Consider the following 14,893-nt stretch of genomic DNA (forward strand, 5'->3'; position numbering starts at 1 on the left):
ATTCTCCCGCCGCACGAGCGGGAATCAGCCGGCTAGTTGACGGTTTCCTTCGGCACCACGGCGAACCGGCGCAACGCCAGCGCCGGGTTCGTGGTCCGGACCTGCTCGAGCCGATCCGCCGAGACCTCAGCGACGGCGACCCCGGGCCGTTCGCCGAGCGACGCGGCGACCACGCCCATGGGGTCGGCGATCAGGCTCGAGCCCGAGCCCATCGGCGCGATCTGCCCCGCCGCGGCGACATACACGGTGTTCTCGATCGCACGGGCCTTGACCAGCGTCGTCCAGTGGTACTCCTTCAGCGGCCCCGGCACCCACTCTGCAGGCAGCAGCACAACCTGCGCGCCCGCATCGGCCAGCCGTCGCGTGACCTCCGGGAAGCGCAGGTCGTAACAGGTCTGCAGCCCGAAGGTCAGGCCGGCGGCCTTGAACGTCGGTGGTTCGGTGATCTCCCCGGCCACGATGAAGTCGGACTCCCGGACACCGAACGCGTCGTAGAGGTGGATCTTGCGGTACAGCGCGGCGAGTTCGCCATCGGCACCGGCGGCGACCAGCGTGTTGCGGATCTTCCCGCCGCCCGGCACCGCCTCGTTGACCCCGGCGACCACGACGACACCCCGCTCACGGGCCATCTCCCGCAGCCCGGTCACGAACGGGCCGTCGAGGTCCTCGGCCGAGGCGACGAACCGCTCGTCGACGGCGGGTGCGGTGAACATCGAGTACTCGGGCAGCACGACCACCTCGGCGCCGCGGTCCGCGGCCACGCCCACGAGCCGGGTGAGCTCCGCCAGGTTGGCGGTCTTGTCTTCGGTGGGCGCGAACTGCGCGACGGCGACATGCGCCATGCGGGGGTCCTTTCGGAAGCGGGGAGCGGGACACCAAAGCGGTGCCCGTCTCGGTGTACTTCGTGTATACATGACGGGTTTCCCGTGGTCCAGGGGTGTACGCTCGCCACCGCGCGGACGCGCGCGCCGGATGAGGGGAGACGCATGACCACCACCGAACCGGGGACCACCCCGGTCGAGGGCGGACCGGCTCGGGAACGGGTGTACGCCTGGCTGCGCGACGGGATCATCTCCGGCGCGCTCGAAGGCGGCCGGTTCCTCGACGAGCAGTGGGTCTCCGGGGTGGTCGGCGTGTCCCGCACGCCGGTGCGCGAAGCGTTCCACCGGCTCGAAGCCGAGCGGTTCATCTGCCTGCTGCCGCGCAAAGGCGCGCAGGTCCGCACCGTCACCGCGCGCGAGCTCGAAGAGGTCTACCAGAGCCGCCGGCTCATCGAGGGCCACGCGATCGCCGAGGTCTGTGCGGCCCGCGCGGGGGCGCCGGCTGAGATTGCTGGCTGGATCGAGGACATGAGCCGCGCCGGAGCCGAGCGCGACTGGTTCGCCGTGTCGGGGTTCGACCGCCAGTTCCACCGCGCGATCGTCGGCGCCGCAGGCAACACCGTGCTCACCGAGCTGTACGACACGCTGCGTTCGCGCCAGCAGCGGGTGACCGTGCGGGCGCTGGAGGCCCGCCCGGAACGCCTGACGATCATCGACGCCGAACACCGGCAGCTCGTCGCCGCGCTCGACGCGGCGGACACCGACGAGGCGCTGCGGATCCTGAATCAGCACCTGCGGCCGGTTTCGGAGGTGGTTTCGGCCCTCGACCGGACGGAGAGCGGCACCGCGCCCGGGAGCGGATGATAGGAAGGTCGGGTGACCGAACCGAACTCGATCGATGCCGCCGCTGCCGAGGCCGTAACGCTGACCAGCGAGCTGATCCGCATCGACACCACGAACACCGGAGAGCCCGAGACCCTGATCGGCGAACGCGCCGCCGCGGAGTACGTCGCGGAGCGCCTCACCGACGCCGGCTACGAGATCACCTACGTCGAGTCCGGCGGCAAGAACCGGCACAACGTCATCGCCCGGCTGCCCGGCGCCGACCCGTCGCGCGGTGCCCTGCTGATCCACGGTCACCTCGACGTGGTCCCGGCCGACCCCGCCGAGTGGTCGGTGCACCCCTTCTCCGGCGCCGTCCAGGACGGTTACGTGTGGGGCCGCGGCGCGGTGGACATGAAGGACATGGTCGGCATGACGCTGGCCCTGGCGCGGCACTACAAGATCAACGGCATCGTGCCCCCGCGCGACATCGTGTTCGCCTTCCTCGCCGACGAGGAGGCCGGCGGCAAGTACGGCGCGCAGTGGCTCGTCGAGCACCGGCCCGAGCTGTTCGAGGGCGTCACCGAGGCGATCAGCGAGGTCGGTGGTTTCTCCATCACGCTCAAGGACGACGTGCGCGCGTACGTGATCGAGACGGCCGAGAAGGGCATCCGCTGGATGAAGCTGCGTGTGCGCGGCACGGCGGGCCACGGCTCGATGATCCACCGCGACAACGCGGTCACCAAGCTGGCCGAGGCCGTCGCGAAGCTCGGCAACCACCGCTTCCCGCTCGTGCTCACCGATTCCGTGCGCGAGTTCCTCGCGGGCGTCACCGAGATCACGGGCTGGGACTTCCCCGAGGACGACCTCGAGGGCGCGGTCGCGAAGCTGGGCAACATCTCCCGCATGATCGGCGCGACCTTGCGCGACACCGCGAACCCGACGATGCTCACCGCGGGCTACAAGTCCAACGTGATCCCCTCGGTCGCCGAGGCCGCCGTCGACTGCCGCATCCTGCCCGGGCGCATCGACGCGTTCGACCGCGAGCTCGACGAGATCCTCGGCCCGGACATCGAGAAGGAATGGATGGAGCTCCCGCCGGTCGAGACCACCTTCGACGGCGCCCTCGTCGACGCGATGACCGCCGCGGTGCTCGCCGAAGACCCGGGCGCGCGCACCCTGCCCTACATGCTCTCGGGCGGCACCGATGCGAAGTCCTTCCAACAGCTCGGGATCCGCAACTTCGGCTTCGCGCCGCTGAAGCTGCCCGCCGACCTCGACTTCTCCGCGCTGTTCCACGGCGTCGACGAGCGCGTGCCGGTGCAAGCGCTCGAGTTCGGTACCCGGGTGCTGGACCGGTTCGTGCGTTCGTCCTGAACTCCGGCAACCGCCGGCATGCCCGCGTGACCGTCGTTCTGCTGCACGGCTACGCACTCGATCGCCGCAGCTGGGAACGGATCGCGCCGCTGCTGCCCGAGGCCGTGGGACATCCGTTGGCGGTCGTGGCCTACGACCACCGCGGCCCCGGCAAGTCCGGTCGCGGTACGGCGACCATGGCGCAGCTGGGCGACGACCTCGCCGAGGTGCTGGAGCGGGCCGTACCCGAGGGTCGCGTGGTGCTCGTCGGCCACGACGTGGGCGGGCTCGCGATCATGGCGCTGACGCCGCGGCGCCCGCGGCTGTTCGCGGCCCGCGCCGCCGGGCTGGTGCTGCCCGCGACGTCGTCGGGCCGGCTCGCCACGGAGGTCGCGGCCGCGTGGCCGGGCGCTCTCGGGATGCTCGCACAGGGCCTGGAGCTCGTGCTGGGGGCGAAGCTGTTCGGCCGGTGCGCGAGCACACGAGCCGCGCGGTCAGCGCCGGACTGCGCTGGTGGCTCTTCGGCGACGACGCGGATCCCGATCTCGTCGAGCTGACCGTCAAGATGATCAGGCGCAACTGGCCGCACACCGTCGCGGTCTTTCGCCCGGCCCTCGACGCGTACGCGCGTGACGCCGCGCCGGCGCGGGTGGGCGCGCTGCCGGTCACGGCCATCGTGGGGGAGCGGGACCGCATCGTGGCGGCTTCCGACGTCGAGCAGTTCGCCGGCGCGCTGGACCACGGGACGGCCGTGGTCCAGCCGGGGGCTGGCACGTCGTGCCACTGGAGGCGGCCGCGCAGCTCGTCCCGCGGATCGTCGCGCTGCTCCGCGAGGCTTACCGACAAACCGAAGGTTCTTGACAACTTCGTTGTTCGGAACCACGATATCCGCATGTTCCCCGTTGCGGTGATCGAGGACGCGGCCGCGGCCGAGGTGTCGCTGGACCCGGTCCGGGCGCGGTTGCTGGCCGAGCTCGCCCAGCCGGCGTCGGCGACGATGCTCGCGGCCCGGGTGGACCTGCCCCGCCAGAAGGTCAACTACCACCTGCGCGCGCTGGAAAAGCACGGGCTCGTGGAGCTGGTGGAGGAGCGGCGCAAGGGCAACGTCACCGAGCGCATGATGCGCGCGACCGCCGCGTCGTACGTGATCTCGCCGTCCGCGCTCGCCGCGGTGCAGCCGGACCCGGCTCAGTCACCCGACCGCCTTTCGGCCCGGTGGCTGCTCGCCGTCGCGGGCCGGCTGGTGCGCGACGTCGGAATCCTGATCACCGGCGCGGCCAAGGTCCGCAAGCGCGTCGCGACGTTCGCGCTCGACGGCGAAGTCCGCTTCGCGTCGGCGGCCGACCGCGCGGCATTCGCGGAAGAGCTGACGGCGGCCGTGACGACGCTGGTGAGCAAGTACCACGACGAAAGCGCCGAGAACGGGCGCGCCCACCGCGTGGTCGTCGCGGTGCACCCGAGCGTGCCTGACGAGCCGGACGCCGACGCCGGAGAGGACTGAACATGGGGGAGCACCTGCCGGGCAAGGACTTCGAGGCGCACAACGCCGCCGAGGTCGCCGCGACACCCGAGGAGATCTGGGCGGCGATCTCGACCGGCCCGGGCATCGACTCGTGGTACATGGGCCGCAACGAGGTCGAAGGCGGCATCGGTGGTGTCGTGCGCGGTGCGTTCGCGGGCTTCGAACCGGAATTCTCGATCACGGAGTGGGAGCCGCTGGAACGGCTGGCCTACGGCACTGGACCCGGACCCGACGGGCGCAAGATCGCCTACGAGTTCCTTGTGGAGGGCCGCGACGGCGGGAGCTCCGTGATCCGCTGCGTCACCACCGGGTTCCTGCCCGGCGACGACTGGGAGGACGAGTTCGAGGCGATGACCGCGGGCGGTGCGCTGTTCTTCCGCAACCTGCTCGAGTACGTCACGCACTTCGCGGGCCGCACGGCCACGCCGATCACGGCGTTCGGCCCGCAGGTCGGCGACTGGGACCGGCTGTGGACGGCGCTCGGCGCCGAACTCGGGCTCGACCGCCGGCCTGCCGAAGGCGACCGCGTGCGGATCACCCGCGCCGGGCAAACTACCGAAGGTGTCGTCTACTTCGTGAACCCGCAGACGCTGGGCGTGCGCACGGCCGACGCGCTGTACTGCTTCCTGGAGGGCTTCCGCGGCCCACTGGTCGTCTGCCACCACGTGTTCACCGATACGGGCGGCGATGAGCAGAGCTGGCGGGAGTGGCTCGGGCGCCTCTGCGCCTGAGCCGGGGGTGGGCCGGCCTCAGGTGGCCAGGCCCGGCAGCCGGTCGGCCGCGGTGCGCTTGCGCCGCAACCAGACCCGCCGGGTGCCGTCGGCGTAGAGCCGCACCGTGCGCAGCTCCCAGCCGGCGAACTCGGCGTGGATCGAGAGCTGGATCGTCGCCGCGCGCCGCGACACACCCGGAGGCAGCCGCAGGCGGCGATACTCCCAATCTCCTTCGACCACCGCCTCGTCGACCGTCGTCATGGCTGGATCACCTGGGTCCCTTCTCCGGCAGCCGAGCCGACGAGCACGCGGCCGCTCCGGTCGTCGACGCTCACCGAGTTCGGCTGGCGCACAGTCGGGAATCGGTACTTCTCGACGGGTTCGCCGCCCCGGACGTCGAAGCCCACCACTTGGTTCTGCCCGGTCAGCGTGACCCAGGCGAGGTTGCGCTGGTGGTCGTAGGCGATGCCGTAGATCCCGCCCGGCACCGGGTAGAGCTGCCGCAGGATGAGCGGGCCGACCGAGAACGCGAGCAGCGCACCCGCGCGGGCGTCGGTCACCAGCACGCGGCCGTAGTTGTCACTGGTGGCGTTGGCGGCGCCCTCGCCCGCGCGCAAGCCCTCACCCATCGTCCCGGCGTTCACGTCGACGCTGAACACCGCGGTGCGCAGCCGGTCGAGCACGACCACGCCCTGGCCGGTGTTCACCACGCCGTCGGCGCTGTAGAGCTGACCGGTGATCGTCTTGGTCACCGCGCCGTTCGCGAGGACCTCCACGGCCTTGCGGTCGCGCACCGCGACGAGCGTGTCCGGCCCGTCGGCGACGCCGGACGCGGGCTGTCCGGCCACTGCTTGCGTGGCCTGCTGCCCAGTGGGCAGCGTGATCTTCACGAGCTCACCCTTGCCCGGGACGCTCGCGATCGCCTGGCCGTTCGACGCGGTCAGCGACTCCGCCGGGCCGGGCAGCGGCACCGTGGCTTTCGGGGTGCTCAGCGAGTCGAGGTCGTACACGAGCACCGAGGGCGGCTGCGTGACCGCGACGGCGAGCGTGTGGGTCTTCTCGTCGGTCACCAGCGCCGATACAGCGGGCGTCGCGAGGATCTGACCAGCGGGTTTCACGGTCACGGCGGGGGAGGGTGCGGGCTTCGCGGCGACCGGGTTCGCCACCACCTGCAGCGAATCCGTGTTGTTCTGACCAGACGACGAGCACGCCGAGAGCGCGAGGGCACCGGCCAGCGGGATCGCGATCCGCGACACGGCGGTGAGCCGACGCACCTTGAAGCCTCCAGCTGTTCCTCGGCGAGGTGTCCCCACCAGCATCCCCCACGATTCCCGTGCCGTCACGTCAGCGTCATCCAACAGACACCTGCGCCTCATTTCAGCCCTCGCTCCGGATAGCCCACCTCGACGCAGCTCACGTCGTCGAGCGCGCTGCGGATCGCGGGCGGGAGCGTGAGCTCCTCCGCCGCGAGCGACCCCGTCAGCTGCCCGGTGTCGCGGGCACCGACCACGGGCGCGACCACCCCCGGGCGGTCGCGGACCCAGGCCAGTGCGACGACCAGCGGCGACGTGCCCAGACCGTCGGCAGCCGTGGCCACGGCCTGCACGATCCGCGCCGCGCGGTCGGTGCGGTGGTGCTCGACGTACCCGGCGAACTCGCTCGACGCGCCGCGCGAGTCGGCGGGCGTGCCGGTGCGGTACTTGCCGGTCAGCACACCGCGGCCGAGCGGCGCCCACGGCAGGAGCCCGACGCCGTGGTGGGCGGCGGCCGGCACGGCCTCGCGCTCGATCCCACGCTCCAGCAGCGAGTACTCGAACTGCCCGGAGACGATCGGCGCGGCCGCGCTCGCGCGGGCGGCGGCCGTGGCCAGTTGCCAGCCCGCGTAGTTGGAGACGCCGACGTAGCGGACCTTGCCGCTGCTCACCGCGTAGTCGAGCGCCGAGAGGGTTTCCTCGATCGGCACGCCGGCGTCCCACGCGTGCAGCTGCCACAGGTCGACGTGATCGGTGCCGAGCCGGCGCAGCGAACCGTCCAGCGCGGCCAGCAGCGCCCCACGCGAGGCTCCGCCGCCGAACGGGCCGTCGGTGCGCCGCGCGACCGCCTTCGTCGCCACCACGACGTCCTCGCGGGGCACCAGGTCACCCAGCAGGCTCCCGAGCACTCGCTCGGCCTCGCCCTCGGCGTAGATGTCCGCGGTGTCCACCAGGGTGCCGCCCGCGTCGACGAACGCGACGAGCTGGCTGGCCGCCTCTTCGGCGTCGGTGTCCCCGCCCCACGTCATCGTGCCGAGCGCCAGGCGCGAGACCCGCAGTCCCGACCGGCCGAGCTGTCGCTTTTCCACGACCGCCGAGCCTAGTGGGCGACGCGGCCCGGACTGGACCAAGGTGACACCGTGTCGCGACCCGCCGCCCCTACGGTGCACCCACGGCCGAGCCGCCGGGAGCTGATCGGTACGTTTTCGGCCGTGCGAATCGGACTCAACCTCGGTTACTGGGGCACCGGGGACAACTCCGCGAACCTGGCGCTGGCCGGGAAAGCGGACGAACTCGGCTACGCCGTGGTCTGGGCGGCCGAGGCCTACGGCTCCGATGCCGTGACGATGCTCACCTGGATCGCGGCGCGGACCGAGCGGATCGACGTCGGCAGCGCGGTGCTCCAGATCCCGGCCCGGACGCCCGCCATGACCGGCATGACGGCGGCCACCCTTGACACGCTTTCAGGCGGGCGCTTCCGGCTCGGCCTCGGCGTCTCGGGCCCGCAGGTGTCCGAAGGGTGGCACGGTGTGCGCTTCACCGACCCGGTGGGCCGCACGCGCGAGTACGTCGAGATCGTGCGCTCGGTGCAGACGCGGCGGCGCGTGCGCTTCAGCGGCGAGCACTTCGAGCTCCCGCTGCCCGGCGGACCGGGACTGGCGCTGGGCTTGACCTTCCGGCCCGAGCGCAAGCAGGTGCCGATCTACCTCGCGGCGATCGGACCGAAGAACCTCGAGCTGACCGGCGAAGTGGCCGACGGCTGGCTGCCCGTGTTCTTCTCGCCGGCGCACGCCGGCGAGCAGCTGGCCCGCATCCGCGCCGGCGCCGAGGCCGCCGGCCGCTCGCTCGACGCGTTCGACATCGCGCCGGCGGTACCGCTGGTGGTCGGTGGAGACTGGCGCGAGTGCGCCGACGCGGTGCGCGCCCACGCCGCGCTCTACCTGGGCGGGATGGGCAGCCGCGAGCGGAACTTCTACAACCGGCTCGCCGCCCGGATGGGCTTCGAAGCGGCGGCCGCCGAGGTGCAGGAGAAGTACCTGGCCCGCGACTACGAGGGTGCGCGGGCGGCGGTGCCGCTGGAGTTCCTCGACGCGACGTCGCTGCTCGGCCCGCGGGAGCGGATCGCCGAGCGGATGACCGAGTTCGTGCGGGCGGGTGTGACGACGTTGTCGGTGACTCCGTTCGGGGAGTCACGGGGATTCGAGGCGGCGCTGCGGACCGCCGTGGACGCGATCGAGCTGGCGGGAGTGGCCTGATGGGGTGGTTCGAAGCACTGGTGCTGGGTCTGGTGCAGGGGCTCACGGAGTTCCTGCCGATCTCTTCCAGCGCGCACCTGCGGATCGTGGCTGCGCTGGTCGGCTGGGACGACCCGGGCGCGGCGTTCACCGCCGTGACCCAGATCGGCACCGAGCTCGCGGTGATCCTCTACTTCGGCAGGAAGATCGGCCGCATCCTGCGGGCCTGGTTCTTCTCTCTCTACCGCCGCGGCTGGCGCCACGACCCCGACGCGCGGCTGGGCTGGCTGATCATCGTGGGCTCGATCCCCATCGTGGTGCTGGGCCTGCTGCTGCAGGACGCGATCGACGAGGCTTTCCGCGACCTGCGCATCACCGCGTCGACCCTGATCGTGTTCGGCATCATCCTGCTCATCGCCGACCGCATCGGCCGGCAGACGCGCACGCTCGACGACCTGACCGTGCCCCACGGCCTCGGGTACGGCTTCGCGCAGGCCCTGGCCCTGATCCCGGGCGTCTCGCGCTCGGGCGGCACGACGAGCGCCGGCTTGCTCATGGGCTACACCCGCGCCGACGCCGCGGAGTACTCGTTCCTGCTCGCCCTGCCCGCGGTGTTCGGCTCCGGCCTGTACAAACTCACCGACATCGGCAAGAACGGCGAGACCGCGCAGTGGGGGCCGACGATCCTGGCGACGCTGGTCGCGTTCGGCGTGGGCTACCTGGTGATCGCGTGGCTGATGGCCTACATCAAGCGCCGCAGCTTCGTGCCCTTCGTCGTGTACCGCATCGTCCTCGGCGTGCTCCTCTTCGCACTGATCTTCAGCGGCGCTCTCGACCCCAACGCGGGCCCCGTCGGCAGCTGACCCTCACCCCCACTTTCGCCCGCCTTCACCACTCCTTCGTAACCACAACGCGAGATCGCCGGCTCAAAGGCGATCTCGCCCGCCTCGGCGAAGCCGAGGCAGACAGCCCAGTTAGGGTGGCCTCGTGAGTACGGTCATCTTGCTGCGGCATGGGAAGTCCACCGCGAACGGCTCCGGGGTCCTCGCGGGGCGTACGCCGAAGGTGGGGCTGGACGACACCGGCCGCACCCAGGCCGACAAGCTGGTCGAGCGTCTGGCGGGAGTGCCGGTGGCCGAGCTCGTCGTGTCGCCGATGCTGCGCTGCAAGCAGACGGTGACCCCGCTGGCGACCGCGCTCGGCCTGAGCAAGACCGTCGAGCCGCGCCTGTCCGAAGTGGACTACGGCGATTGGACGGGGCGCGAGCTGAAGACGCTGGTCAAGGAGCCGCTGTGGCGCGTGGTGCAAGCCCACCCATCGGCCGCGGTGTTCCCCGGCGGCGAGGGGCTGGCGGCCATGCAGGCGCGTGCAGTGGCGGCCATCCGCGCCCACGACGCCCGCATCACGGCCGAGCACGGTGACCACGCGGTGTGGGTCGCCTGCAGCCACGGCGACGTCATCAAGGCGGTCCTGGCCGACGCGCTGGGTCAGCACCTCGACGCGTTCCAGCGCATCGTGGTGGACCCGGCGTCGGTGTCGGTGGTCCGCTACACCGAGACCCGCCCGTTCGTGCTGCGCGTCAACGAGAACGGCGGCGACTTGGGCGGCATCGTGCCTGCGCCGCCGAAGAAGAAGGGCCGCGGCAAGAAGGACGCCGCTGCGAGTGACGCGGTGGTCGGCGGCAGCACCGGACGCTGAGCCCGCGGCTGACACGCGGGCCGGTTCGCCGGAAAGCAGGCGGCTCGCGGCGTGCGGACCCCGTAGGGTGAGCGGAACCAGTGTGAACGAACACTGCGGAGAGAACACGTGGCGAAAACACGTGTACGAACCCCAGGAGCACAACTCGATGATGTCGCCGGACAACCCGTTCGCCACCCCCAGCGAGCTGCCGTACGCCCTGCCGCCGTTCGACCGGATCTCCGTCGGGCACTACCGGCCGGCGTTCGAGGAGGGCTTGCGCAGCCACGCCGCCGAGATCGAGGAGATCGCCGCGAACCCGGCGGAGCCGACGTTCGAGAACACGATCGTGGCGCTCGAGCGGGCGGGGGAGCTGCTGGAGCGGGTGTCCGGGACGTTCTTCAACGTCTCCGGGTCCGACTCGAGCGAAGAGATCCAGGAGATCCAGGCCGAGCTGGCGCCGAAGCTGGCCGCCCACTCCGACGCGATCCACCTGAACCCGCGGCTGTTCGCGCGGATCGACGGGCTGTACCGCAACCGCGAGGACCTGGGCCTCGACCCGGAGTCGCTGCGGCTGCTGGAGCGCCGGCACACGGACTTCAGCCGCGCCGGGGCCGGTTTGCCCGAAGCCGACCAGGAGCAGCTGCGCAAGCTCAACGAGCAGCTCTCCACGCTGCAGACGAAGTTCCAGCAGAACCTGCTGCGCGACACCAACGATCTCGCCGTGGTGGTCGACGACGTGGCCGACCTCGCCGGGCTCGACGAAGGCGCGGTCGCCACCGCCGCCGAGGCGGCCGCCGCCCGCGGTGAAGAAGGCAAGTACGTTTTCAACCTCACGCTCCCGACCGCGCAGGCGGTGCTGGAGTCGCTGGCGAACCGGGCGGTGCGCGAGCGGATCTTCACCGCCTCGGTCTCGCGCGGCAACCGCGGCAACGAATACGACAACAACGCCGTGGTCGCCGAGATCGTCCGCCTGCGGGCCCAGCGGGCTGCGCTGCTGGGCTACCCGGACCACGCGACGTACGTCATCTCGGACGAAACTGCTAAGACCGCCGACGCGGCGGCCGGTCTGCTCGAGCGACTCGCCCCGGTCGCCGTCGCCAACGCCCGCACCGAAGCCGCCGAGCTGCAGACGCACCTCGAGGCCGACGTGCCGGGCGCGACGCTGCAGCCGTGGGATTGGGCTTTCTACGCCGAGAAGGTCCGCCGCGAGCGCTACGAGGTCGACACCGCGGCCCTGCGTCCGTACTTCGAACTCGACCGCGTGCTCACCGACGGCGTGTTCTTCGCCGCGAACAAGCTCTACGGGCTGAGCTTCACGGAGCGCCACGATCTGCCCGGGTACCACCCCGAGGTGCGGATCTTCGAGGTCTTCGACGCCGACGGCACGGGTCGCGGCCTGTTCCTCATGGACTACTACACGCGCGACTCCAAGCGCGGCGGCGCGTGGATGAACGACTTCGTGTCCCAGTCGCGCCTGGTGAACCGCAAGGTCGTGGTGGTGAACGTCCTCAATGTCGCGAAGCCGCCGGCGGGGGAGCCGACGCTGCTGACGCTGGACGAGGTCCGCACCGCGTTCCACGAGTTCGGCCACGCCCTGCATTCGCTGCTGTCGGCCGTGACCTACCCGACGTTCGCGGGCGCCAACGTGCCGCGCGACTTCGTGGAGTACCCCTCGCAGGTCAACGAGATGTGGATGTTCTGGCCCGAAGTACTGGCCAACTACGCCAAACACCACGTAACCGGCGAACCGCTCCCGGCCGAGCAGGTGGCCAAGCTCGAAGCGGCCGAGCAGTACGGCGAGGGCTTCAAGACCACCGAGTACCTCGCGGCGTCGCTGCTCGACCTCGCCTGGCACCGCCTCGGCGTGGACGACCGCGTCGACGACGTCCAGCGCTTCGAAGCCGCCGCCCTCGAGAAGGCCGGGGTCGCGGTGGACAGCGTGCCGCCGCGCTACCGCACCACGTACTTCAACCACGTCTTCGGCGGCGGCTACAGCGCGGGCTACTACTCCTACATCTGGAGCGAGGTGCTCGACGCCGACACCGTCCAGTGGTTCCGCGAGAACGGCGGCCTCAAGCGGGAGAACGGCGACCACTTCCGCGCCACACTGCTGGGCCGAGGGGGCAGCGTCGACCCGATGGAGGCGTTCGTGGCCTTCCGGGGCCGCGAGCCGCAGATCCAGCCGCTGCTGGAACGCCGCGGCCTCGCCGGCGCCTGATCAACCACCGAAGAGTGCCGACCGGAACACCCACCGGTCGGCACTCTTCGGTTTTCAACTGTATAACGACCTATACAGCCGGGCATGATTCCAAGAAAATCCAGCTCCCGTCTTCAACTCCACTCACCACAAAAGCCAGCTACGACAGGGCTCGGACAACTGCGGCGTAAGTCTGATCCTCGTCGAGATGTCCGGTGTCGATGACGAGGCACCGGGGTCGCTGGGTGAGGTAGGCCGCGAGGTGGCCGTGGACGCGCTCGACGAGGTCCAGGCCACCGGTGTCGGTGATGATCGTGTCGATGTCGCGCGCGGGACCGTCCGTAGTGGAGCGTGCCGCATAGCGCTCGAGCGCGTGCGAGGTGGTGGCGGTCAGCGCGATCTCCACATAGGACGCCCCGGCGGCGCGGGCCGCGGCCTCGAATCCGGACACCTCGTCGACCCGGGTGGCCAGCTGGGGCATGACGACGGAGAACCCGGACCGCAGATGGGTTTCCGCCATCGCGATCGCCAGCCGGCGCGCGATGGGCAGGGTGGCCCAGAAGTTCGCGCGCCAGCCACCGATGAGAGACACGACGTGGTCGGTGTCGAGGTCGAGCACGCCGGGGTGCTGTTCGGCGTAGCGGCGCGCGACGGTGGACTTCCCGATGCCCGAGGCGCCGTTGAGATGGATGAGACGAGGGCCGCCCCGGACGGATCCGGGACGGCCCTGGGCGTCGGCGCTCAGCGGACTCAGATGAGGCCGAGCTTCTGCACCGCCTCGCGCTCCTCGGCGAGCTCGCCGACGGTCGCGTCGATGCGGGTGCGGGAGAACTCGTCGATCTCCAGGCCCTGGACGATCTCGTACTTGCCGCCCTTGGCGGTGACGGGGAAGGACGAGATGAGGCCCTCGGGCACGCCGTAGGAGCCGTCGGAGACGACCGCGGCGGAGGTCCAGTCGCCTTCGGGGGTGCCGTTGACCCAGGTGTAGACGTGGTCGATGGCGGCCGACGCGGCAGAGGCGGCCGAGGAGAGGCCGCGGGCCTCGATGATGGCGGCGCCGCGCTTGGCGACGGTGGGGATGAAGGTCTCTTCCACCCACTTCTGGTCGTTGACGGCTTCGGCGAGGTTCTTCCCGCCGACGGTGCCGTGGGTGATCATCGGGTACTGGGTCGCCGAGTGGTTGCCCCAGATGGCCAGCCGCTTGATGTCGGAGACGGGGACGTCGAGCTTCTTCGACAGCTGCGCGAGGGCGCGGTTGTGGTCGAGGCGGGTCATCGCGGTGAAGCGGTCGGCCGGAACGTCGGGCGCGTGCGACTTGGCGATGAGGGCGTTGGTGTTGGCCGGGTTGCCGACCACGAGGACGCGGATGTCGTCGGCCGCGCCGGCGTTGATGGCTTCGCCCTGGGGCTTGAAGATGCCGCCGTTCGCCTCGAGCAGGTCGCCGCGCTCCATGCCCTTGGTGCGGGGGCGGGCGCCGACGAGCAGGGCGATGTTGGTGCCGGAGAACGCCTGCTTCGGGTCGTCGAAGATGTCGATGCCGGCGAGCAGCGGGAACGCGCCGTCGTCGAGTTCCATCGCGGTGCCCTCAGCCGCCTTGACCGCCTGCGGGATCTCGAGGAGCCGCAGCTTCACCGGGGTGTCCGGGCCGAGGAGCTGACCGGACGCGATGCGGAAGAGCAGCGCGTAGCCGATCTGGCCGGCCGCACCGGTGACGGTGACGTTGACAGGGGCTTGGGTCATAGCGGGTTCTCCAGCTTGAGACGACTTTGGCTAGTACCGCGACTCTAGTACTCGCGGTTGGTTTCGTTCGGGTGCGTCCAGTCACTCTGTGGCGGGTGGTGTGACGTTGGCTGCGAGTCTGCCGAGCAGTGTGGCAAGTGTCGCGATTTCGTCGTCGGTGAGGCCGGTGCGCATCCGCTTGTCGTGGGCGACGGCGGCTTCGGCGAGGCGGTGGAAGGTGGTCTCGCCGTGGTCGGTGAGCTCGACGTGGTGGACGCGGCGGTTGCCGGGGTCGCGGGTGCGGGTGAGCAGGCCGGCGGTTTCCATGCCGTTGAGGTGGTGGGTGAGGGTGGCGCCCTGGATGCCGACGGCGTCGGCGAGTTCGCGCTGGCTGGTGTGCTGGTGGGTTTTGAGCGCGATGAGGATTTGCCAGACGGGCTGGGAGCCGCCGACTGCGGCGAGGGCCTGGTCGAAGGCTTGGCCCGCGGCTTTGGCGGTGCGGGAGAGGACGACGCCGATGGGCGCGGTTGTTGGTCGTGGCACGGGGGAACCCTATCGCAGATTGATCGAAGCCTA

General features: G+C 70.9%; 15 protein-coding genes and 1 pseudogene. 9 read left to right on the forward strand and 7 right to left on the reverse strand.

Annotation, left to right across the window (positions count from 1 at the left end; translation table 11 throughout):
• Positions 1–32: 32 nt before the first annotated feature.
• Positions 33–842, reverse strand: coding sequence for a carbon-nitrogen hydrolase family protein (locus tag I6J71_RS20485; protein WP_204096172.1), 810 nt, complete (start codon positions 840–842; stop codon positions 33–35).
• A gap of 144 nt (positions 843–986) precedes the next feature.
• On the opposite strand from I6J71_RS20485, the gene I6J71_RS20490 reads away from it, so the two are divergent.
• The 5 genes and pseudogenes from I6J71_RS20490 to I6J71_RS20510 all read left to right on the forward strand — a co-directional run bounded on the left by I6J71_RS20490 (position 987) and on the right by I6J71_RS20510 (position 5,252).
• Positions 987–1,685 carry a GntR family transcriptional regulator gene (locus tag I6J71_RS20490; protein ID WP_204096173.1) on the forward strand — a complete coding sequence of 233 codons (699 nt, stop codon included), beginning with the start codon at positions 987–989 and terminating at the stop codon, positions 1,683–1,685.
• A gap of 12 nt (positions 1,686–1,697) precedes the next feature.
• Positions 1,698–3,020: a M20/M25/M40 family metallo-hydrolase gene (locus I6J71_RS20495; protein WP_204096174.1), complete on the forward strand. Its 1,323-nt coding sequence runs from the start codon at positions 1,698–1,700 to the stop codon at positions 3,018–3,020.
• 20 nt (positions 3,021–3,040) lie between these two features.
• Positions 3,041–3,860 (forward strand): annotated as a pseudogene (locus tag I6J71_RS20500) (alpha/beta fold hydrolase); the annotation flags it as partial.
• Positions 3,861–3,891: 31 nt separating this feature from the next.
• Positions 3,892–4,500, forward strand: coding sequence for a helix-turn-helix domain-containing protein (locus I6J71_RS20505; protein WP_204096175.1), 609 nt, complete (start codon positions 3,892–3,894; stop codon positions 4,498–4,500).
• A gap of 2 nt (positions 4,501–4,502) precedes the next feature.
• On the forward strand, positions 4,503–5,252 hold the full coding sequence (locus I6J71_RS20510; protein ID WP_204096176.1) for an SRPBCC domain-containing protein: 750 nt from the start codon (positions 4,503–4,505) through the stop codon (positions 5,250–5,252).
• 18 nt (positions 5,253–5,270) lie between these two features.
• On the opposite strand, the gene I6J71_RS20515 is transcribed toward I6J71_RS20510, so the two are convergent.
• The 3 genes from I6J71_RS20515 to I6J71_RS20525 all read right to left on the reverse strand — a co-directional run bounded on the left by I6J71_RS20515 (position 5,271) and on the right by I6J71_RS20525 (position 7,575).
• Positions 5,271–5,495 carry a DUF5703 family protein gene (locus I6J71_RS20515; protein ID WP_204096177.1) on the reverse strand — a complete coding sequence of 75 codons (225 nt, stop codon included), beginning with the start codon at positions 5,493–5,495 and terminating at the stop codon, positions 5,271–5,273.
• Positions 5,492–6,508: a YncE family protein gene (locus tag I6J71_RS20520; protein WP_204096178.1), complete on the reverse strand. Its 1,017-nt coding sequence runs from the start codon at positions 6,506–6,508 to the stop codon at positions 5,492–5,494. The genes I6J71_RS20515 and I6J71_RS20520 overlap by 4 nt, the downstream gene beginning before the upstream one ends.
• Positions 6,509–6,606: 98 nt before the next feature.
• Complete coding sequence (locus I6J71_RS20525; protein ID WP_204096179.1) at positions 6,607–7,575, reverse strand: aldo/keto reductase; 969 nt, start codon at positions 7,573–7,575, stop codon at positions 6,607–6,609.
• Between the two features lie 123 nt (positions 7,576–7,698).
• On the opposite strand from I6J71_RS20525, the gene I6J71_RS20530 reads away from it, so the two are divergent.
• The 4 genes from I6J71_RS20530 (at position 7,699) to I6J71_RS20545 (ending at position 12,619) form a co-directional block, all read left to right on the forward strand.
• The gene (locus I6J71_RS20530; protein ID WP_204096180.1) at positions 7,699–8,742 is read left to right on the forward strand and encodes an LLM class F420-dependent oxidoreductase; all 1,044 of its coding nucleotides are present in this window, start codon (positions 7,699–7,701) and stop codon (positions 8,740–8,742) included.
• Complete coding sequence (locus I6J71_RS20535; protein ID WP_204096181.1) at positions 8,742–9,584, forward strand: undecaprenyl-diphosphate phosphatase; 843 nt, start codon at positions 8,742–8,744, stop codon at positions 9,582–9,584. Before I6J71_RS20530 ends, I6J71_RS20535 begins: the two co-directional genes overlap by 1 nt.
• Positions 9,585–9,708: 124 nt before the next feature.
• Positions 9,709–10,419, forward strand: a complete 711-nt coding sequence (locus I6J71_RS20540; RefSeq protein WP_204096182.1) for a histidine phosphatase family protein — start codon at positions 9,709–9,711, stop codon at positions 10,417–10,419.
• A 148-nt stretch (positions 10,420–10,567) separates the two neighbouring features.
• Positions 10,568–12,619, forward strand: a complete 2,052-nt coding sequence (locus I6J71_RS20545; RefSeq protein WP_204097159.1) for a M3 family metallopeptidase — start codon at positions 10,568–10,570, stop codon at positions 12,617–12,619.
• 139 nt (positions 12,620–12,758) lie between these two features.
• Here the strand turns inward: I6J71_RS20545 and I6J71_RS20550 are convergent, their stop codons facing one another.
• The 3 genes from I6J71_RS20550 to I6J71_RS20560 all read right to left on the reverse strand — a co-directional run bounded on the left by I6J71_RS20550 (position 12,759) and on the right by I6J71_RS20560 (position 14,860).
• Positions 12,759–13,352: an AAA family ATPase gene (locus tag I6J71_RS20550; protein ID WP_204097160.1), complete on the reverse strand. Its 594-nt coding sequence runs from the start codon at positions 13,350–13,352 to the stop codon at positions 12,759–12,761.
• A complete protein-coding gene (locus tag I6J71_RS20555; RefSeq protein ID WP_204096183.1) occupies positions 13,349–14,338 on the reverse strand; it encodes a malate dehydrogenase in 990 nt (329 codons plus the stop codon). Before I6J71_RS20555 ends, I6J71_RS20550 begins: the two co-directional genes overlap by 4 nt.
• A gap of 81 nt (positions 14,339–14,419) precedes the next feature.
• Positions 14,420–14,860 carry a MarR family winged helix-turn-helix transcriptional regulator gene (locus I6J71_RS20560; RefSeq protein ID WP_204096184.1) on the reverse strand — a complete coding sequence of 147 codons (441 nt, stop codon included), beginning with the start codon at positions 14,858–14,860 and terminating at the stop codon, positions 14,420–14,422.
• Positions 14,861–14,893: the final 33 nt, after the last annotated feature.

Origin of the sequence: Amycolatopsis sp. FDAARGOS 1241 (assembly GCF_016889705.1) — a bacterium.
Lineage (GTDB): Bacteria > Actinomycetota > Actinomycetes > Mycobacteriales > Pseudonocardiaceae > Amycolatopsis.

Coding starts and splice junctions, on each gene's coding strand:
- I6J71_RS20510 (WP_204096176.1), top strand. CDS start 4,503: ATGGGGGAGCACCTGCCGGGCAAGGACTTCGAGGCGCACAACGCCGCC.
- I6J71_RS20545 (WP_204097159.1), top strand. CDS start 10,568: ATGATGTCGCCGGACAACCCGTTCGCCACCCCCAGCGAGCTGCCGTAC.
- I6J71_RS20555 (WP_204096183.1), bottom strand. CDS start 14,338: ATGACCCAAGCCCCTGTCAACGTCACCGTCACCGGTGCGGCCGGCCAG.
- I6J71_RS20515 (WP_204096177.1), bottom strand. CDS start 5,495: ATGACGACGGTCGACGAGGCGGTGGTCGAAGGAGATTGGGAGTATCGC.
- I6J71_RS20535 (WP_204096181.1), top strand. CDS start 8,742: ATGGGGTGGTTCGAAGCACTGGTGCTGGGTCTGGTGCAGGGGCTCACG.
- I6J71_RS20485 (WP_204096172.1), bottom strand. CDS start 842: ATGGCGCATGTCGCCGTCGCGCAGTTCGCGCCCACCGAAGACAAGACC.
- I6J71_RS20505 (WP_204096175.1), top strand. CDS start 3,892: ATGTTCCCCGTTGCGGTGATCGAGGACGCGGCCGCGGCCGAGGTGTCG.
- I6J71_RS20490 (WP_204096173.1), top strand. CDS start 987: ATGACCACCACCGAACCGGGGACCACCCCGGTCGAGGGCGGACCGGCT.